Source organism: Arthrobacter sp. StoSoilB20 (genome assembly GCF_019977295.1).
Taxonomy (GTDB): domain Bacteria; phylum Actinomycetota; class Actinomycetes; order Actinomycetales; family Micrococcaceae; genus Arthrobacter; species Arthrobacter nicotinovorans_A.
This window is the reverse complement of sequence record NZ_AP024651.1, coordinates 1,231,485-1,250,393: the sequence shown is the minus strand read 5'-3', so window position 1 is coordinate 1,250,393 and position 18,909 is coordinate 1,231,485. Positions and strand designations below refer to the sequence as shown.

The 18,909-nt window shown below is 63.6% G+C and carries 19 protein-coding genes; 9 read left to right on the top strand and 10 right to left on the bottom strand.

Translation table 11 applies throughout. The annotated features are described in order from the left end of the window. Window positions 1-33: 33 nt before the first annotated feature. Both LDN85_RS05795 and LDN85_RS05790 read right to left on the bottom strand, forming a co-directional pair. On the bottom strand, window positions 34-1,014 hold the full coding sequence (locus LDN85_RS05795) for an ABC transporter permease subunit (protein ID WP_091551000.1): 981 nt from the start codon (window positions 1,012-1,014) through the stop codon (window positions 34-36). Next, window positions 1,014-3,092 (bottom strand): beta-galactosidase, encoded by a 2,079-nt coding sequence (locus tag LDN85_RS05790; RefSeq protein ID WP_223944831.1) that lies wholly within the window; start codon window positions 3,090-3,092, stop codon window positions 1,014-1,016. The genes LDN85_RS05795 and LDN85_RS05790 overlap by 1 nt, the downstream gene beginning before the upstream one ends. Window positions 3,093-3,320: 228 nt before the next feature. Here LDN85_RS05790 and LDN85_RS05785 point away from each other — a divergent pair, with 228 nt between their 5' ends. Together LDN85_RS05785 and LDN85_RS05780 are read left to right on the top strand one after the other, a co-directional pair. Beyond that, window positions 3,321-3,782 (top strand): hypothetical protein, encoded by a 462-nt coding sequence (locus LDN85_RS05785; protein ID WP_223944830.1) that lies wholly within the window; start codon window positions 3,321-3,323, stop codon window positions 3,780-3,782. A 25-nt stretch (window positions 3,783-3,807) separates the two neighbouring features. Then, a complete protein-coding gene (locus LDN85_RS05780; protein WP_223944829.1) occupies window positions 3,808-4,560 on the top strand; it encodes a metalloregulator ArsR/SmtB family transcription factor in 753 nt (250 codons plus the stop codon). Between the two features lie 99 nt (window positions 4,561-4,659). Here the strand turns inward: LDN85_RS05780 and LDN85_RS05775 are convergent, their stop codons facing one another. After that, a complete protein-coding gene (locus LDN85_RS05775) occupies window positions 4,660-5,661 on the bottom strand; it encodes a nucleoside hydrolase (protein WP_223944828.1) in 1,002 nt (333 codons plus the stop codon). Window positions 5,662-5,799: 138 nt separating this feature from the next. Further along, window positions 5,800-7,221 carry an MFS transporter gene (locus tag LDN85_RS05770; RefSeq protein WP_223945429.1) on the bottom strand — a complete coding sequence of 474 codons (1,422 nt, stop codon included), beginning with the start codon at window positions 7,219-7,221 and terminating at the stop codon, window positions 5,800-5,802. Between the two features lie 183 nt (window positions 7,222-7,404). Between LDN85_RS05770 and LDN85_RS05765 the strand changes: the two genes are divergently transcribed. From LDN85_RS05765 to LDN85_RS05750, 4 genes are read left to right on the top strand one after another with little or no spacing between them, the layout of a single operon-like run. Further along, window positions 7,405-8,178, top strand: a complete 774-nt coding sequence (locus tag LDN85_RS05765) for a GntR family transcriptional regulator (protein WP_223944827.1) — start codon at window positions 7,405-7,407, stop codon at window positions 8,176-8,178. A gap of 33 nt (window positions 8,179-8,211) precedes the next feature. Continuing rightward, on the top strand, window positions 8,212-9,096 hold the full coding sequence (locus tag LDN85_RS05760; protein WP_223944826.1) for a PfkB family carbohydrate kinase: 885 nt from the start codon (window positions 8,212-8,214) through the stop codon (window positions 9,094-9,096). Window positions 9,097-9,150: 54 nt separating this feature from the next. After that, window positions 9,151-9,417 (top strand): type II toxin-antitoxin system prevent-host-death family antitoxin, encoded by a 267-nt coding sequence (locus LDN85_RS05755; RefSeq protein ID WP_026548047.1) that lies wholly within the window; start codon window positions 9,151-9,153, stop codon window positions 9,415-9,417. Further along, entirely contained in the window at window positions 9,414-9,806 is a 393-nt protein-coding gene (locus LDN85_RS05750; RefSeq protein WP_091551006.1) for a type II toxin-antitoxin system VapC family toxin, read from the top strand. The genes LDN85_RS05755 and LDN85_RS05750 overlap by 4 nt, the downstream gene beginning before the upstream one ends. A gap of 14 nt (window positions 9,807-9,820) precedes the next feature. On the opposite strand, the gene LDN85_RS05745 is transcribed toward LDN85_RS05750, so the two are convergent. From LDN85_RS05745 to LDN85_RS05735, 3 genes are all read right to left on the bottom strand, one after another. Beyond that, complete coding sequence (locus LDN85_RS05745) at window positions 9,821-10,105, bottom strand: acylphosphatase (protein ID WP_223944825.1); 285 nt, start codon at window positions 10,103-10,105, stop codon at window positions 9,821-9,823. 96 nt (window positions 10,106-10,201) lie between these two features. Next, window positions 10,202-11,173, bottom strand: coding sequence for a glycosidase (locus LDN85_RS05740; protein ID WP_223944824.1), 972 nt, complete (start codon window positions 11,171-11,173; stop codon window positions 10,202-10,204). 156 nt (window positions 11,174-11,329) lie between these two features. Continuing rightward, window positions 11,330-12,361 carry an adenosine deaminase gene (locus LDN85_RS05735; RefSeq protein ID WP_026543115.1) on the bottom strand — a complete coding sequence of 344 codons (1,032 nt, stop codon included), beginning with the start codon at window positions 12,359-12,361 and terminating at the stop codon, window positions 11,330-11,332. Window positions 12,362-12,444: 83 nt separating this feature from the next. On the opposite strand from LDN85_RS05735, the gene LDN85_RS05730 reads away from it, so the two are divergent. The 3 genes from LDN85_RS05730 (at window position 12,445) to LDN85_RS05720 (ending at window position 14,956) form a co-directional block, all read left to right on the top strand. Next, window positions 12,445-13,359, top strand: coding sequence for an MSMEG_6728 family protein (locus tag LDN85_RS05730; protein ID WP_026548050.1), 915 nt, complete (start codon window positions 12,445-12,447; stop codon window positions 13,357-13,359). Window positions 13,360-13,514: 155 nt separating this feature from the next. Continuing rightward, the gene (locus LDN85_RS05725) at window positions 13,515-13,907 is read left to right on the top strand and encodes a DUF1622 domain-containing protein (protein ID WP_026543117.1); all 393 of its coding nucleotides are present in this window, start codon (window positions 13,515-13,517) and stop codon (window positions 13,905-13,907) included. Continuing rightward, the gene (locus tag LDN85_RS05720; RefSeq protein ID WP_026548051.1) at window positions 13,904-14,956 is read left to right on the top strand and encodes an alpha/beta hydrolase; all 1,053 of its coding nucleotides are present in this window, start codon (window positions 13,904-13,906) and stop codon (window positions 14,954-14,956) included. The genes LDN85_RS05725 and LDN85_RS05720 overlap by 4 nt, the downstream gene beginning before the upstream one ends. Before the next feature lie 128 nt (window positions 14,957-15,084). Here the strand turns inward: LDN85_RS05720 and LDN85_RS05715 are convergent, their stop codons facing one another. The 3 genes from LDN85_RS05715 to LDN85_RS05705 all read right to left on the bottom strand — a co-directional run bounded on the left by LDN85_RS05715 (window position 15,085) and on the right by LDN85_RS05705 (window position 18,889). Continuing rightward, window positions 15,085-17,631, bottom strand: coding sequence for a Tex family protein (locus LDN85_RS05715; RefSeq protein ID WP_223944823.1), 2,547 nt, complete (start codon window positions 17,629-17,631; stop codon window positions 15,085-15,087). Between the two features lie 236 nt (window positions 17,632-17,867). Further along, complete coding sequence (locus LDN85_RS05710; protein WP_223944822.1) at window positions 17,868-18,302, bottom strand: CBS domain-containing protein; 435 nt, start codon at window positions 18,300-18,302, stop codon at window positions 17,868-17,870. A 92-nt stretch (window positions 18,303-18,394) separates the two neighbouring features. Continuing rightward, window positions 18,395-18,889, bottom strand: a complete 495-nt coding sequence (locus LDN85_RS05705; RefSeq protein ID WP_223944821.1) for a nucleoside deaminase — start codon at window positions 18,887-18,889, stop codon at window positions 18,395-18,397. Window positions 18,890-18,909 lie beyond the last annotated feature (20 nt).

The following is an 18,909-nucleotide window of genomic DNA, read 5'->3' as shown; positions in this document are numbered from 1 at the left end:
CGGCGCCGCCCTTGATGGCAGTAGCTGTCTTGTTCACCACAGGCTCGTTCCTGCGAGGCGCTTTGAGATCGCGTTCGCTGAGAGGATCAGCGTGAGGCCGATGACGGATTCGAACATTCCGATTGCGGCCGCATAGCTGAAGTTGCTGGATTCCAGGCCCACCCGGTACAGGTAGGTGGAGATGACGTCTGAGGTTGCATAGTTGAGCGGGTTGTAAATGAGGAGGATCTTCTCGAAGCCCACCGCCATGAACGTGCCGATGTTCAGGATGAGCAGGGTAATGATGGTTGGCCTGATGGCCGGAAGCGTCACGTGCCAGGTCTGCTGCCAACGGTTGGCACCATCGATCCTGGCCGCCTCATACAGGGACTCGTCCACCCGCGTCAGCGCTGCAAGGTAGAGGATGGCGCCCCAGCCCATGGTCTGCCACACCTCGGAACTGATGTACATGGGCCGGAACCACCCGGGGTCCTGAGTGAAGTTCACGGTGGTGCCGAACAACGACTCCGCGATTTGGTTGACCGTGCCGTTCATGGAGAAGTTCTGCAGGATCATCCCGGCGATGATCACTACTGACATGAAGTGCGGCAGGTAGGCCACAGTCTGGACGAACTTCTTGAACTTCTGCGACCTCAACTCGTTGAGCATCAGGGCAAAAATAATCGGCATCGGGAAGCAGAACACCAGGGTCAGGACACCCAGGATGATGGTGTTCTGGAAGGCCTGCCAGAAGCTGGGATCGTTGATAAACAGGGTGACGTATTTGAAGCCCACCCACTTCTCGCCGAAGATGCTGCCGCCGGGTTGGAACTGGCGGAAAGCGATCACATTGCCGGCCATGGGCAGGTATCTGAAGATCAGCAGATACAGCAAGGGCAGCGCCAGCAATGTGTACAGGCGCCAGTCGCGTTTGAGGGCCAGCTTCCAGCTTCCGGGCTTGTCGCGACGCTTCTTGCCGGCACCGGTCTCAGGGCCGGCCACTGCCTTGGGCGGAACATCAAGTCGCAGTGCCATTAGTCAGCCTCCCGTCCCGTTGTTTCGTCCAGGATCAGGACACCGTTGGCAGGGAGCTCAACCAGCCCGCTGACCGTGCGTCCGCTGAGGCGGTCCGTGCCGCCGTCGAGCACGTCCACCATGGACGGAGCGTCGTTGTGGTTGAGCACCAGGAGGAAACTTCCGGCGGTGCCCTCAGCTGCGGTGCCAGTACGACGCCGGACCTGGACTCCGGCGGGCGTCTTCAGTTCCGGTTCCACACCGGCGGTGCGCAATTGGTCCGCCAATATCTGGTTCAGCAACCCGTCATCAATACGGGCCGATAAGTACAGTGCGGTGCCGCGCCCGAAGGAGTTACGGGTGACGGCCGGGGTGCCGGCAAGGCGGCCCGACGAGTAGCTGGCCAGGACCTCCGCGGATTCAGCGTGCAGGTGCTCGGTCCAGTAGCTCGCGGAGGAGGTGCCGCCGTCGGCCGTTGAGAGCTTTACTTGCTCATCCGCGCCGGCGAGCGGGTGCATTTCCTCGCTCCAGGCGCCCAGGACGTTCCTCAATGCCCCGGGGTAGCCGCCCAGCCGGACGGTATTGTCCTGGTCCACGATCCCCGAAAGGTAGGAGACCACCAGCTGTCCGCCGTCGGCGACGTAGTCCTCGAAACGCCGCGCGGCGTTGTCAGTCAAGAGATACGACGCCGGCATGACCACCAGGCTGTACCCGGAAAGGTCGCTGTTGGCGTTGACGAAATCAACGGTGATGTTGGCATCGAACAGCGGGCGGTAGAAGCGCAGGACCTCCTGGGCGTAGGTCAGGTCCGACCTCGGTGAGTTGCCGAGTTCCAGCGCCCACCAGCAATCCCAATCGAAAACGATGGCCACCTTGGCCGTGGACCTGGTGCCCGTCAGGTCGCCAAGGGACTTCAACTCCTGGCCGAGCTCGCAGACTTCCCGGAAGATCCGGGTGTTCGGTCCGGCGTGGTTCACCATGGCCGAGTGGTAGCGCTCCGTGCCGCCCTTGGCTTGCCGCCACTGGAAGAACAGGATGGAATCAGCGCCCTGGGCTATGGCCTGGTATGAGCCGAGCCGCATCTTGCCCGGAAGTTTGGAGACGTTGACAGACCACTGACTGACGGCGCCGGTTGCCTGCTCCATGACCATCCAAGGCTGTCCGTGGCGCAGCGACCGCATGAGGTCGAAGTTCAATGCAGCAGCAATGTGGGCGTCGTCCTCCCGCGGGTCCGGGTAGATATCCAGCGCTGCCGCGTCTTCCTCGGCTGCCCAGGCCCAGTAGTCGTTGGTCTTGTAGAAGCGCATGAAGTTCGTGACGATCGGCAGGTCCGGGCTGTGCCGGCGGAGGATGTCCCGCTCGGCCTTGAAGTGCTCCAGCATGCTGTCCGAGGTAAAGCGGTGGAAGTCCAGGCGTCGCGACGGGTTGGACCAGGTGCGGGGTTGGGCAGGGACGCGGACTTGGCTCCAGTCGGTGTAGAGCTGACCCCACACCGTGGTGCTCCAGGCCTGGTTGAGCTCATCCAACGACGAATACTTCCGCTGGAGCCACTCACGGAACGCCTTCTCAGCCCACGGACCATACGACACGGGTCCGTATTCGTTGCCGACGTGCCACATCCGCAGCGCAGGATGGCTGGCGTAGCGCTCGCCCATCTTCTCCGCCAGCGCCAGGGACTTGGCGCGGTAGACCGGGTGGGATACATCGAAGTGCTGCCTGGAACCGAAGCCGAAGATGCTCCCGTCCGGACGCTCGGGCATGATGTCCGGGTGCTGCTCCACCAGCCAAGCCGGGGGTACGGCATCCGGGGTTGCCAGGTCTACGCCGATGCCGTGCGAATGCATGAGGTCCATGACGTCATCCAGCCAGCCGAAATCGAAAACGTCATCGCTGGTTTCCAGCCGGCTCCAGGAGAAGACCGCCAAGGTCACCAGGTTTACCCCGGCCTGCCGCATGAGTTTGGCGTCCTCAAGCCAGACTTCGCGCGGCCATTGCTCGGGGTTGTAGTCCCCGCCGTAGGCTACGCCGCCTATTCGTTGGTGCAGTTGCCGCAGCCGCGCCCCGGCTGTCCGCAAGTCCTCTGGGTGGATGGTCATCATTGTCCTTCACTCGGCCTTCGTCGCCCTGAACAACAGTGCGACGCACATCACACAGAGAAACTATCGTAAAGTTTACGCAATAACAACAGGTTGATTTCGGAAACCCGTGAGTAACATGAGAGCCCCGGAAATAACGGATAATCAAGCGTTTGGCGGGGTTTCGGGCCGATGGATCGCAGTAGTGGCGGGCGCAGATCAACCTGAAAGCAGTTAAGTTTCCGACCCTTCATGGAAACTATCGGAGGCTGCCGGCGGCTCGGACCAACCCTGGCAGGTCACTGCTCTGCCTGGCTAGCTACCCTGCCGGGCGAACTGCCGAGTTCGTGGGAAAGCCTGCGGGATCGCGGGACCGGAACGGCGATCCAACACGCTTCCCGCGATCTCGCCGCCATCCCCGCACGCTTCCCGCGATCTCGCCGCCATCCCCGCACGCTTCCCGCGATCTCGCCGCCATCCCCGCACGCTTCCCGCGATCTCGCCGCCATCCCCGCACGCCCCCGGCCCGCTTCCCGCGATCTCGCCGCCATCTCCGCACCCTTCCCGCACCCTTCCCGCGATCTCGCCGCCATCCCCGCACGCCCCCGTCACGCTTCCCGCGACCTCGCCGCCATCCCCGCACCCTTCCCGCGATCTCGCCGCCATCCCGCACACCCACCCGGCGGCAAGGACCCAAAATCCATTGACACGTGACCAAAAGGTCACATATTCTGAGGTCATGGACGCCGTGTTCAAGGCCTTGGCAGACACCACCCGCAGGGAATTGCTGGACGAGCTCTTCCGCGAGGACGGCCAGTCCGCGTCTGCCTTGGGCGCCCGGTTCGAAATGACCCGTTTCGGCATCGCCAAGCACCTCAAGCTCCTGGAAGATGCCGGACTGGTCGTCACCCGCCGTCGGGGTCGTGAAAAGCTGCACTTCCTCAACCCGGTACCCATCCGCCTCATCCACGACCGCTGGGTGAGTAAATACTCAGAACCATGGGCCGCTGCCCTCAGCGACCTCAAATCCAGATTGGAAAGTCCCATGGAAAAGATCTTCGAAATCTATATCAAGACCACCCCGGAACGGCTCTGGGAAGCCATCACCACCAGCGAGATCCGCAGCAAGTACCAGTTCGGGAACACGCTGAGCTCCGATTGGACGCCGGGCAGCCGCTTCGAAATGCGGAACCCCAAGGCCGATGCTCCGCTGGGCGAGGGCGAGAACATCGAGGTTGATCCCCCACGCCGGCTCGTCCAAACCATGCAGGCGCTGTGGGGCGAGGATGTCAAAGCCGAGGGCACCTCGCGCATCACCTGGGAAATTGAACCCGTGGGCGACTCATGCCACCTCACCGTCACGCACGATCAGCTCCGCGAAGGCGCAAACGACCAACTCTACGGCGGCTGGCCCATGATCCTGTCCGGCCTCAAGACCTGGCTCGAGACCGGCGAAACCCTGACCACGCCCGGCTCGCTCATGTACGCGTAGCGGGCCTGAATAACAGCGGCTTAAAAGAGGACGACGACGGCGGGCCGCTGCCGCCGTCGTCGTCCCCTGTCACTCTTCCGCCAGTTACTCTTCCGCCAGTCAGGCGACAGGTTCCACTGCCCTTATCACTTCAGATTCCGTCAGCCAGGCCGCCTGCAGGGTTCCCAACAGGTGGGGCGCGAAGTCCTCGCCGATTTCCAGGACCACGCGGCAACGAGCGCCCCGCTGATCCGGCAGGCCAGCATAGAGCCCTCGGAGATCGCACACTGTCTGTCCGCGTCCCGGTCCGTCCGTAGTGTCCACCTGGACGCGGACGGTTGGTGCCGAGGCCAGCTCCACTCCCCTGACGGCGATGGCGGCGGCGAGGGGGTCGTGCATCGCAGAGCATGCCCGGCCGAAGATATCGACATAGAAGCCGAAGTAATAGCCCAGCATCTGGCCCAATGCCTGCGAGACGGGGTGCTCGTTGGCGAGCAGTTCCTGGCGGTGGTTTTCCTCCAGGACGTTGGTCATGGTGACATCCAGAGGTACCAGCGTCACGTTCCAGGCCGCCGCCAGGACCTCGGCTGCAGCTTCGGGATCGTTGGCGATGTTGGCCTCGGCCACCGGCGTAATGTTGCCCGGTGCCAGCGCCGCGCCACCCATGATGGTGACCCCGGCAACGAGTTCGGGCAGCTTGGGTTCCAGGCGCAAGGCCTGGGCAATGTTGGTCAACGGGCCAATCGCCACCAGCTGCAACTCCCCCGCGTACTGGTGCGCCAACTGGACTAGCAGTTCCGCTGCGGTAGCCTCCACCGGTTCGCGGTGGGACCGGACCAGGTCCACTCCACCGATGCCGTTGTCACCGTGGACGTGCGGGGCGCCGCCGTGGAAAGTACCAACCTGGGGATCGTGCGCACCGATTGCCACGGGAACGTCCGGGTGGCCGGCCAGTTTCAGCAAGTCCAGGGTGTTCCGGGCACCACCGGCTGCACTGACGTTGCCGCTGACGGTGCCGATACCCACCAGGTCTGCCTGCGGAGAGGCCAGGAGGTAGGCGAGAGCCAAGGCGTCGTCAATGCCGGTATCGCAGTCGAGGAAGAAGGGTGCGGGCTGGGTCATGGTGGTCTCTCGTTTCAGGTGGATCGGGCTGCAGTTGTGAGTTGTGCGGTGGATGCAACGTGCAGCGTGTCGGGTTCTGCTCGGATGTCCAGTTGGGGTGTGCGCTAGGCGCCAAAAGCGTGGTGCCGGCGTCGTGCGTTAGATCTTTTCGCCCTTGGGGGCTGCAATAAAGAGGCTGACGATGAAAGCCAGCGCCGTGATGGACACTGAGATCCACAAGGCTGTGGAGTAACCGGCCGCGGTGCCGACGCCCGCGAACGGTGCAACGATCACGACGCCGAGACTCGCCCCGATGCCGAACGAGGCACCGTTGATACCCGGCAAGGCAGCGGGCGCTTCCTTGGGCGAGAGCAGCACGGACAATCCGTTGATCGCAGTAAGGAAGAAGCCGTTGTAGAAGACGCCCAGCGCGGCAATGGCGATGAGGACCGCCACCTGGTTGTGTGAGAACAGTGCAGCGACGATTGCGCAGGCGAGGCTGGTTGCCGTGCCCACGCGGACGGTCTTGATCCAGCCACGGCGGTCGGCGATCCAGCCGGCGAGCGGAGCGGCAAAGACGCCGATGAGGGCGGCAGGAGTCAGGAACAGCAGGGCGGCAACCGACGCGGAGAGGCCAAAGCCGCTCTCCTTGTCCTGGCTGAGGAGCACCACGGTGAAGTTGATGATGGCGAAGATTCCGGCGAGGGTCAGCACGGTAGTGGCGATGACCGGCCAAACCTGGCGTGAGCGGAGGTGGTGGACGGCAACAAGGGGTGTCTCGCGTTTCTTCTCAATGAGCCAGAACGCGGTGAAGGAAGCGATGCTGCCCGCGAGCAGGCCGAGCGCGGCAGGTGAGGTCCAGCCAGCCGAGGAGCCCGTGGACACGAAATAGGTGATGAAGACCAGGAACACAGACAGCGAGCCCGCACCCCACCAGTCCATCCGGCCCGGAGCGACGGCGGATTTTCCGCCGGGAACCACTTTGATGACACACACGACGGCGATCGCGGCCAGGACCAGCACGGCAACAAAGATCGACTGGAAGCCCAGGGTCTCGGCCATGAGCCCGCCGAAGTAGCCGTCCACTCCGCCAACGCCACCGTTGATGGCCGCGATGATGCCGATGGATGTTCCGAAGAGCCGGGCGGGCAGGTACTCGTTGAGCACGATGTAGGACAGCGCAAAGATGGCGCTCGAGACGCCCTGCATGAACCGGCCAGTGACAAGCAATGGCAGCGTGGGCGCGAAAATGCACAGGACGGTTCCGACGGCCATGACAGCCAAAACCAGCAACAAAGCGTTCCGGCGGCCGATGAAGTCGCTCCACCGCCCGATCACGGGACCGGAAATTGCTCCTGCCAGGAAGAACATGGACTGAACCTGCGCCACGGCTTCAGGGGATTCGCCAAAGAAGGAACCGATATGCGGCAGTGCCGGGGTGATCATGCTGGCGTTGAGTTGGAAGGCCAGCACGGCCAAAACCAGCGTGGTGATCAGCAGCGCAGCGGCTTTGCCATGGAAGCGGCCCTCGTCCGTCTGCTCAGTTGTTGCTGCCGATGCTCCCGGGGGTTGGGTGTTCACGGGCTGCCCGTCTACTGTGTTCGGGCCTGTGGCGGTGGGGATGTTCACATCAAACTCCTTTGTCCGAGGGCGCGGGGCGGCGCCACGAGATGTGAGTTGTTATACAAGCATGTATTACGAGCTTGTGCAACCTATCACAGTCATCCGGTACAGTGTCCGTAACCCATCCCAAGTGAGGCACCCTTGACCGACAACGCCGTCCAGTTCCTGTCACGACCCATCGCTGCCCAGCCGGGCCAGCCCTTGCGCGTCGCAGCCTACTCGCGCATAGCCGAAGCCATCAGGACCAAAATCCTGCCGCCCGGCTCACTGCTGCCCACCGAGACCGAACTGGGCACCATGATGGACGTCAGCCGCACCGTGATCCGGGAAGCCCTGATGTTGCTCGAAGAAGACGGCCTTACCCGCGCACGGCGGGGTGTTGGCCGCTTTGTTGCCGACTCACTCCCCCGCATCGGAATCGAGCACATCCGCCCCTTCGATCAACTCCTTGGCGGAACCGAGCAAGACATCCAGGTCAAACGGGTGGCGGCCATCAAGCAGCCGGCGTCCGAATTCGTGGCGCCCGGCATCGGAGTCCAGCCCGACCAGGATGTGTGGTTCTGGGAGAGCGTGCTGATCCGCAACGGCGAACCCGTTGCCCACCTGCAGGAAAACGTGGCCCAGGAAATACCCGAAGCCGAAGCGCTCGCCGAGGCAGCAGAAGCCCCCACGTTGTCCGCCTCAACGCTCCTCGAGGTCCTGGGTGGGCTCCCGGGCATGTCCCTCGGCCCCGGCGAATGCCAGATCAGCCTCAGCACCGCCGGCCCCAGCCGCGCAAAGCTGCTGGGACTGCGCCCCTCCGACCCCGTGCTGGTCCTCACCCAATACGTTCGCCGCAACGGCAATGCGTTCTACCTTGCCAAATGCCTCGTAGCTGCCAAGGCGGGCCATCTCTCCGTCATCCAGTCCTCCTGATTTACCTCCCCGATCTTCCGTAAAGGACCTTCCATGAGCACGTCCCTCCAGCCTGCTGCGCCCTCTTCCCTGACCGTAGTGGGCAGCATCAACCTCGACATCACTGCCACAGCCGAACGACTCCCCTCCCCCGGTGAAACCGTGGGCGGCGGAGTCCTCCGCCAGCAGCCCGGCGGCAAGGGCGCCAACCAAGCCGTTGCGGCAGCCCGGCTCGCCGGCACTTCCCGCATGGTGGGGGCAGTGGGCCAGGACGACGCCGGACTCAGCCTCATCAGCGCCATGGCAGGTGCCGGCGTCGACGTCCAGGACATCGCCCGCGTGGACGCGGCCACGGGCACCGCGCTGGTGCTGGTGGACAGCAACGGCGAGAACCAGATTGTGGTGTGCCCGGGCGCCAACGCGGATGTGGCCCTGGAGGGCGTGACCTTCGGTGCAAACGAGGCCGTTCTCTGCCAGCTCGAAGTGGACCAGGACGTTGTCTTGGAAGCCGCGCGGCAGGCCAAGGGCTTCTTCGCCCTGAACGCCGCCCCTGCGGCACCGCTCATTCCTGAACTCCTGGAGCGCTGTGACCTGGTGATCGTGAACGAGACGGAGTATGAGCTGATCCCCGCTCTTCGTGACGCCCCGCTGGTGGCAGTGACCTACGGCGGGGATGGATCGGCCATCTTTGTCGACGGCGAACGGGTGGCCGAGGCTCCTGCCGTGCTTGTGAACGATATCGCCAACACCATCGGAGCCGGGGACGCCTTCTGCGCGGCGCTGGTCCTGGCACTTCAGTCCGGACTGGAATATGCACACGCTTTGGCTGTCGCCAATGCCGTTGGAGCGGACGCCGTCCGGGATGCCTCATCCCAGCCGGCTTTGAAGCCATTGGAGCACTACATCGAGGCGACGAAGACCGCTGCCCAGCCCGCTTGATACGCGCGAGGGGGCTCCAAAACCCGCGTGCTACGATTGCTACGGAGGCAAGCCATGACAACTATTCCGCACCGGGAACTACGCAACCAGAGCAGTAAGATTCTGGAACGCGTCAAGAATGGGGAAGTCATTGACGTCACCAACAATGGCGAGGTGACGGCCACCCTCATTCCTCCATCAGCTTCGCCATTTGAGCGACTTCTCCAAGCGGGCAGCGTCCGGCCCGCCAGTGAGTCGCCTGTGGACTTCACTCTCCTGCCTCGCATCAGCAGCGACATGACCACAGCCGAGATCCTGGCCGATCTGCGTGGCGATCGGTGATCGCCTACGTAGACACTTCAGCCGCCATGAAGTTGGTGGTCAATGAACGCGAGTCCTCAGCCGCTGCCGCCTACTTGGTAGAGGTAGCAGCCTCCGGAGGTCACCTGGTGGCCTCCATGCTCCTTTACACAGAGCTGCACTGCGCGGCCCGTCGCAGGAATATGCCGTTCGACGTTGTCAATGCCGTTTTGGCCGGCATCAATCTGGTGGACGTAACCCGCTCAGATCTCATGTATGCAGCTGCCCTTCCGGGACAACTTCGCAGCGCCGATGCCATTCATTTGGCCACAGCCATTCGGCTCCAGACCGACAAGTTGGTTGCTTATGACCATGAACTGCTCCTTGCCGCTACAGAGTCAGGCCTGACCACCACGTCACCAGGGGCGTAGCATCCGCAGACTCGCTAGTCCACAATCCGGAAGTCGCTGAACTCCCCTGTTGCTTCGGAGAGCTCAAGGTCAACATTCTCCACACGGCCGGGCGCGCGGGTGGAGTGGAGCCATGCCACGAGGTGCTCAACGTCGGAGACAGTTCCCTCGGCAACCAATTGCACAGAGCCATCGTGGTTGTTGCGGACCGTTCCCTTCAGCATGAGCTCGTCAGCTCTCCGGGCAGTCCAATAGCGGAAACCCACGCCTTGGACAACGCCGGTGATGCGGGCTGTGACGCGCTGGGCTTGGTCAGTCATGGAACCACCTTAACGAAAACCTGCCCCTGCCCGTCCCACTCACCGTTGAACTGGGAGTGGAGCGAACAAGGGCAGGTTTGATGCCGGCAAAGGAACTTAGCTGACCACGATGTCCCGGGTAGCGTGGCTGTACGTGATGGTGACCGGGCCGCCGTCGTGGTTCAACTCGTGGTTGGCGCCGTCGCGGGCACCGAACGCACCATAGTTCTCGTCCCACGAGCGGTTGAGCGCGATCTTGTAGGTGTAGAAACCGGCGGGCAGTTCAGCCGTGATGGTCCATACCTGGACCAGCGGGTTGAACTCCATCTGGGCTTCGTCATACTGTGGCGCCCAATCCTCCGGAGCACCGAGGATCTTGTTGAAGTCCCCGGCAACCGCTACGGCGTCCGGCTGCGGCAGGGTTTCGACGGCGGGAGGCGTCGCTGCTTTCGCCGGTGCCTTGCGTGTAGCCTTCTTCGCCGCCGGCGCCTTCTTCTGTGTGGGTGCAGACTCCCCAGCTGCAGCTTCGGTGGATTCAGACTCGGTGGATCCAGACTCGGCGGCTGCAGCCTTGCCCGTAGCAGCTTTGGCCTTGGGTGCCGAGACCCTGGCGGCAGCAACCTTCGGCTCAGCCACGTCGGTCGCGGCAACTGCGGGGCCGGTTGCCTTCTTGGCTGCAGCCCGTTTCGTTGCTGCCTTTTTCGCCGCAGGCTTCACTGGCGGGGCCGTGGGAACGGCGACGTCGGACGGAACCGGAGTTCCGGCGTCGAGCGCTGCTCCAAAGGCGGCCGCATCCGGGAAGGCCACCGTGGCACGCAAGCCGTCCTCCGGAATGGTCCAGCCAGAACGGCCCTTGACCAGCCAACCGGCCTTGACCAGCTTGGCCGACGCCGACGTCAGGGTCTTGTGCCCGCGGGGGATCCCCCCGCTGAGCAGCTCAGCCTCGTGATCATTGAAAGGTACGCGGACAATCGCTTCGGCCAGGACTTCGCCTGCGTTGAGGGTGGTCTCGGACCACACACTTTCAGCGAGGATGTCCAGTACGGCCTTCAGACGAAGGTTGGTGTTTTCGGCGGTGTTCGCGCCCATGCTTCTCCTTCAAAGGTGATTACTCTCTTTGCAGTTTGCCAATGAATTGTTAATTCCCGCGACTGCAGAACGTAAACACCGTGTGTCGTGACTGAGTGTGACATCCCCGACGCCGCAAGTGATGTACGGGTCTCAGCTGGGACGCCGGCGCGCGGGCTAAGGGTGGGGTACCGAGGCTTTTACCCACTCAGTGACCTCGTCCAGCAGGACGGATTTCCGCGCGTCACTGGCAAACGAGGAACGGATGGAGTTGGCAGCCAACGTAGCCTGCTCCGGCACCGAGAATTCCAGGACCTTGGCCAGCTGCTCAAAGTTATCGTCCACGTAGCCGCCAAAGTAGGCGGGGTCGTCCGAGTTCACGCAAACATTCAGGCCGATGGCCAGCATTTCGGGCAACGGGTGGTCAGCCAACTTGTCCACTGCGCGCAGCCTAACGTTGGACAACGGGCAGACCGTCAGCGGCACCTGCTCGGCCACCAACCGCTGGACCACCTCGGTGTCTTCCATGCAGCGGATGCCGTGGTCAATCCGCTCCACGTGAAGCACGTCCAACGCCTCGGTGATGTAGCTGGCCGGACCTTCTTCTCCTGCGTGGGCTATCCGGCGGAGCCCAGCCTCGCCGGCGCGCTGGTACAGGCGTTCAAATTTCGACGGCGGATTACCCACCTCTGCCGAGTCCAGACCGATGCCCACGATGGGCGCGTGCATGGCAAGGAGCTGATCCAAAACCTCCAAGGCGGAGTCCTCGGACATGTCCCGCAGGAATGCGGCAATGAGCAGCGTAGAGACCCCGAAGTCCTCTTCCGAGGTAGCCAAGGCGTTGGCCACTCCGTTGACGCAGGTTTCCAGGGCGACACCGCGGGAGACATGCGCTTGGGGATCCATCATAATTTCCGCGTGGCGCACTCCCCCGGCGGCAGCCCGCTCCAGGTAGGCACGCGTCATGTCGGTGAAGTCCTGCTCTGTCTGCAGCACAGCCATGTTGGCGTAGTACAGGTCCAGGAAGGACTGCAGGTCCGTGAACTGGTACTTCTCGCGCAGTTCCTCGATGTCTTGGTACGGCAACTCAATGCCGTTACGTTCGGCCAGGGCAAAGATCAGCTCTGGCTGGAGAGTCCCTTCGATGTGCAGGTGCAATTCGGCAACCGGGGGCGCCGTGGTGACAGTTTTCTCGTCAAAAGTTTCCACCCTGCAACTCTAGGCCCCAACAATGGCACGTGTCCCGGAGCACTCAACTTGGTTCTCACGCCCGGCACCCTCAAACTGAAAGGATGCAGACTTTCCTCCCTTTCGCCGATTTCCGTGAAAGTGCCAAAGCCCTCGACACTTCCAGGCTCGGCAAGCAGCGCGTCGAAGCGCTCCAGGTCCTCCGCGCGTTGGTGATCCCGGAGTACGGTTGGCAGCAGCACCCGGCTGTCCGGATGTGGATGGGCCATGTCCCCGCGCTGACCATGTACGGCCTGGCCATGGCCGACGAATGGATGGAACGTGGGCACCCGGACAACACGCGCGCGAACATCGCCGAGTTCGCCCCGCAGGCAGCCCACCCGGACTATGCCTCCCGGATTGTCATGCCGCCGTGGCTCGGATACGAGGACCTGCACCTCAGCCACCGGTCCAAGCTGCTCAGCAAGGACCCCAAGTACTACGCACAGCTGTTCCCGGGCACGGAGGAAAAGCTGGAATACGTGTGGCCTGAGCCCAAGCACGAGTTCCACCCCGAGGACCCGGAAGAGGACCGCCTCCTGATCCTTCGCTCCAATGTCGAAGACCTCCGCCCGGAGCAACTCACCGTTGTGAGCATGCCCCCGCACGGCAAGGCGAAGGCAACACCGGCCACGGACCCTGACGAGTACCAGTTTGTGTACGCCGAGGAGAAGTCCCGCCGCCAGGTGGGCGGTCCCAAGAAGCGGCCGGTTGCACCCCCGGAGAAGAAGCCCACGCGGAAGCGCCAAGCCCAGGAGCGCGCCTTCAACACCTTGCCCGGCAAGACGGAACTGGCGGTACCCTTCGACAACGGCCAGACATTCGCCGTTGGTTTGATCCAAGGCCGGCCCATCACGGTAGATGGCCGGTTTGCCCGCAACTTCGAAGTCACCAACGTGATCAAGCGCTCCGACTTCGACTACCCCGCGCTCCTTCAGGATCCCCGGGTCTTCTTCCCGGTCCCGGCGCCGGCGCTGTAGCGGCACCACCCAATAACGCACGACGGCGGCAGCCCGGGTTCTGTTCTTACGGAACCCGGGCTGCCGCCGTCGTTCTGTGTTCTGTGTTCTGTGTTCTGTGTTCTGTGTTCTGTGTTCTGTGAGACGGTGGGTGCACGCAGCTATCGGGGAGGGCCATGGATTTCCAGCACATCATTGAGCAAGTTGGCCGGTACATGGACGCGGCCGGGGTGGCGGTCATGGTGATCGGAGCGCTGGTTTCCATCCCGCTCGCGCTGCGCGGGTATCAGCCCAAACGCGCACGCGGCCTCACTCCGTTCACGCCCTACCGCTCGTACCGGCAACTGCTTGGCCGGTCCATCCTCCTGGGCCTGGAGCTTCTGGTGGCGGCCGACATCATCCGTACCGTCGCCGTCACCCCCACTTTTGAAAGCGTCGGAGTGCTGGCAATCATCGTGCTCATCCGGACCTTCCTCAGCTTCTCCCTCGAGCTGGAAATTACGGGCAAATGGCCGTGGCAGAAGGAAAAGGGCCCCGACGCCGGCGAGCCGCTACGATCGACGTCATGACCCAGCCATGGAAACCGGACATTCTTGGCGAAGGTTTTGAACAGCAAACGCTGACCCTCGACGACGGTGCTGTCGCCACCTTGGTGCGCTACCTTGGCAATGACCGGCCTTACCCCGACGCTGAAAGTGTTGGCCTCGACGCCGACGTCCTTTATGTGCACGGCTGGTCCGACTACTTTTTCCAACGCCATGTCGCAGACTTCTGGCACCGGGCCGGTGCCCGCTTCTACGCCCTGGATCTACACAACTACGGCCGGAGCCTAAGCCCGGACCTGGTACCGGGCTTTGTCACCAGTCTCTCCGACTATGACGCCGACATCTCAGCCGCCCTGTCCGCCATGGGCCGCACAGGCGCTGCCGGGGCTACCGGGACTACCGGGGCTACCGGGACTACCGCTGAGGATCGGCCGCTTATCCTGTTGGGGCACTCCACCGGCGGACTCACGCTCAGCCTGTGGGCTGCCCGCCACCCCGGCATGGTTTCAGCACTGATCCTCAACAGTCCCTGGTTGGAATTCCAGGCGACCGAACTCGGCCGGCGTGCCATTGCGCCGTTGGTTGGGCTCCACGCCCGGCTCCACCCTTTGGCCCCACTGCCACCAGTAGATCCGGGCATCTATACCCGGGCAGTATCAGCCACCTTGGATGGCGAGTGGGACTACAACCTCGAATGGCGGCCAGACCGGGGCTTCCCGGTTACTCCGGCCTTCCTCGACGCCGTGTTCCGCGGCCAAGCCACCGTTGCCGCCGGTTTGGGCATCGACGCACCAGTCCTGGTATTGCTCTCGGACAAGAGCTACCTGCAGCCCAAGTGGTCCGCCGATGCGCTCACTGCCGACGTTGCCTTGAACGTGGACGCAGTGGCCCACCGGTCGTTGTCCTTGGCGGACACCGTAACTGTGAGCCGGCTGCCCAATGCCTTCCACGACATCTTCCTGTCCCCCGAGCCCATCCGGCGCGAAGCATTCACCCGGATCGGACGCTGGCTGCCTATGGCTTTGCAACCAGCGGACGCGGTGGGGTGGGACGCCAAGACAGCGGGTTTGTAGCCCACGGGCGTTTGTAGCCCACGCGCGCCGGGCAGACCCGGCCTTGTTTGCCCGACCCACCATGGTGCGTTGCGCGTCAGGCTGTTGTGTGTCGGGCGAACCAAGGCGAGGATTCGACGGCGGTTGGCCTACTTCCCGAGTCCGGCCCGGCGGAGCGCTTCTGCCATGGCAGTGTTCGCGGGTTCCGGGGACTGCTGGGGCCTTCCTTGCCGCGAGCCGCCCTGCCCGCGATCACTCTGTCCCTGCCGCGGCGCCCCCTGACCGGGCTGACCTCCGCCACGCTGACCCGGCTGACCCCCGCCACGCTGACCCGGCTGACCCCCGCCACGCTGACCCGGCTGACCCCCGCCACGCTGACCCGGCTGTCCCCCGCCACGCTGACCCGGCTGTCCCCCGCCGCGCTGGCTACCTGCACGCTCGCCGACACTCTGCCCGCCCGAAGCACGCCCGCCGGAGCCGCGGCCACCCGCAGAGCCGGGTTCGTCGTCGAGCCTCAAGGTCAGGGAAATACGCTTCCGTTCGGGGTCGGCTTCGAGGACCTTGACCCGGACCACCTGGCCGGACTTCACGATTTCGCGCGGATCCGAGACGAACTTGTTGGACAACGCCGACACGTGGACAAGACCGTCCTGGTGCACCCCGACGTCCACGAACGCACCGAACGCTGCCACGTTGGTAACGGTGCCTTCAAGGATCATGCCGGGCTTGAGGTCTGAGATCTTCTCGATGCCCTCAGAGAACGAGGCCGCCTTGAACGCGGGACGCGGGTCCCGGCCGGGCTTCTCCAGCTCGGACATGATGTCCTTCACGGTGGGCAGGCCGAATGTGCCGTCCACGAATGCCTGCGGATCAAGCGCCGTGGCCGGTCCGCCTCCGGCTGCGACCAGAATTTTCCGGGCCACAGAATATGCTTCCGGGTGCACGCTGGAGGCATCCAGTGGCTCGGCACCCCCGGTGATCCGGAGGAAGCCCGCGCACTGCTCGAAAGCTTTGGCTCCAAGCCGGGGTACTTTCTTGAGGTCGCTGCGCTTGGCAAACGGACCATTCTCGTTCCGGTAGGCCACGATGTTCTCACTCAGGAGCGGTCCGACGCCGGCCACACGGCTGAGCAGAGCCGGCGAGGCAGTGTTCACATCCACACCCACAGCGTTGACGCAGTCTTCCACCACGGCATCCAGCGAGCGGTCCAGCTTCGCTGCGGTGACATCGTGCTGGTACTGGCCCACGCCGATTGACTTCGGCTCGATCTTGACCAGCTCCGCCAGGGGATCCTGGAGTCGTCGGGCAATGGACACGGCGCCGCGGAGGGAAACGTCCATGCCTGGCAGTTCGGACGCGGCGAGTGCGGAGGCCGAATACACAGACGCTCCAGCTTCGGACACCACCAGCTTCTGAATTCCCTTGGACCCTGCAGCTTCGAGGGACTTGATGAGTTCGGTAGCCAGCTTGTCAGTTTCGCGGGAGGCTGTTCCGTTGCCGATCGCCACCAATTCCACGTTGTACTGCTTGGCGAGGCGGCCAAGGGTGGCCAGCGCTTCATCCCACTTCCTGGCAGGTGCGTGCGGGTAGATGGTGTCCGTGGTGACAACCTTGCCCGTGCCGTCCACCACGGCCACCTTCACGCCGGTCCGGAGTCCGGGGTCGAGCCCGAGGGTGGCGCGGTTCCCGGCAGGCGCGGCAAGGAGGACATCGCGCAGGTTGGCCGCGAACACACGAACAGCTTCGTCTTCAGCGTCAGCGAACATACGTCCGCGGAGGTCGGTGGTCAGCCTGTCCAGGATCCGTCCGCGCCAGGCGAGCTGGGCGGTCTGCATCAGCCAGGTATCGGCGGGCCGTCCCTGGTTGGCGACCCCAAGGCACTTGGCCACCGCGTTCTCGTACTTACCGCGGGCGGCGGCCAGGGCGTCGTCGTCGGCTGGGTCCGCCTCAGCGAGGTCCAGCTCAAGGACACCGTCCTTTTCACCACGCAACAGCGCCAGCACCCGGTGCGAAGGCATTCCGGAGGGCACTTGCGTGAACTCGAAGTAGTCCTTGAACTTCTGGCCCTCAGACTCCATGCCCTTCTTCACGCGCGACACCATGCGTCCTTGCTTCCAAAGGCGTTCGCGCAGGTCCTCGGCGAGGTCGGCGTCCTGCCCCACCCGCTCCACCAGGATGGCGCGGGCCCCTGCGAGCGCAGCGGCAGCGTCCTCGATTGAGTGCTCGGCGTTCAGGTACTTCACGGCCTCGGCGTTGGGGTCCAGTTGCGGGTTGGAGAGCAGGACGTCCGCCAGTGGTTCCAGCCCGGCTTCGCGGGCGATCTGGGCCTTGGTTCGCCGTTTGGATTTGAAGGGGAGGTAAATGTCTTCCAGCCGCGCCTTGGTGTCGGCCCCGACGACGGCGGCTTCCAGTTCCGGTGTCAGCTTGCCCTGCGCTGCTATCGCCTCGAGCACGGACTTACGCCGTTCCTCGAGCTCACGCAGGTATCTGAGCCGTTCCTCGAGGTCACGAAGCTGGGTGTCATCGAGCGTCCCGGTGACTTCCTTGCGGTAGCGGGCGATGAAGGGGACCGTGGATCCGGCGTCGAGCAGTTCCACTGCGGCTTTGACTTGCCACGCCTTGACGCCGAGTTCTTCGGCGATCTGGGCGTGGATGGCTGAGTCTGCTGACTGGTGTTGGAGATTTGAAGTCACCATGACAGTTTGCCTCACCTGGCCGACAGTTTCCGAAGGCAGGTACTCGGCGGCCCTGTCCGGGCTGCGGTCTTAGTGCTGTAGTTGTATCAGGCGGGACCGCGGACAGGCTGCGATGACAGCGAAATCCGTGTGCCCCGGAGTCGGGCCGCGAGGCGTACCTTCCGGGGATGCCTCGCGGCGGCTGGTTGGGGGGCGGCCGGACTTGTCGGTTAGGCCAGCCGCACCGGTTCAACTGGTCAGTGGGCCATGTGCCCCTTGGCGGAAATGTGCTCCACCATTTCGCCGAGGCGCTGTTCGGCGTAGTGGTTGCGGGCAATATCGCCTTGGCTGATGATGCCAACCAGTTTGTGATCACTGATGACTGGCAGGCGACGCACCTGGTGCTCTTCCATCATGGTGACGGCCTCATCAACGTTGGCATCGGCGTCCACCCAGTAGGGCTTGCCTGTGGCCAGTTCGCTGGCACGCACTTCGCGTGCGTCCTTACCTTCTGCCAAACACTTGACCACAATGTCGCGGTCGGTGATGAAGCCGGTGAGCTTGCCGTCGTGGCCGCAGATGGGAAGTGAACCGCAGTCCATATCCCTCATCAGCCGGGCGGCTTCCTGAAGAGTCTTGTCCTCTTCGATGCACTGGGCGTTGGTTGTCATGAATTCGCGTACGGCACTCATGGGTCCTCCTTCATCGATTGGGATTATCGACGCGCGGGGCCTCTCGGCACCGACGCCGATGATGCCAGCCTACGCCCGGAGGGTGAGCGTGGCTAGGCGAATTTGTGGCCTTCCAAGGGGCCGCTTTCCGGCTGTTGTTCGGCGATGTCTTCAGCCCACAATTCGGGGTGTTCCTCTTGGAAAGTACGCATCATATCCACGCACCGGGGATCGTTCAGGACCACCACCTCCACGCCACGTGAGCGCAAGAGGTCGAACTCGCCCGGGAAGGTTTCGGCCTCGCCAACCACCACCCTCGGGATTTTGAACTGGATGATGGTTCCGGTGCACATCGCGCACGGTGCCAAGGTGGTGTAAAGAGTGGTGTCGAGGTACGTCCTCTGGCGTCCTGCCGCCCTGAGCGCAGACATCTCCCCGTGCGCAATCGGGTCGCCGTGCTGGACCCGTTCGTTGTGGCCGCTGGCCACCACCTCGCCGTTGCGGGCCAAAGCGGCTCCAATGGGGATGCCGCCCTCGCTGAGGCTCTTTTGCGCCGCTTGGTAGGCGGCTTCGAAGGCAGGGTCAAAGGCCTGGGCTGTTTCAGTCATGGGTGCAGTCTAAAGTGACT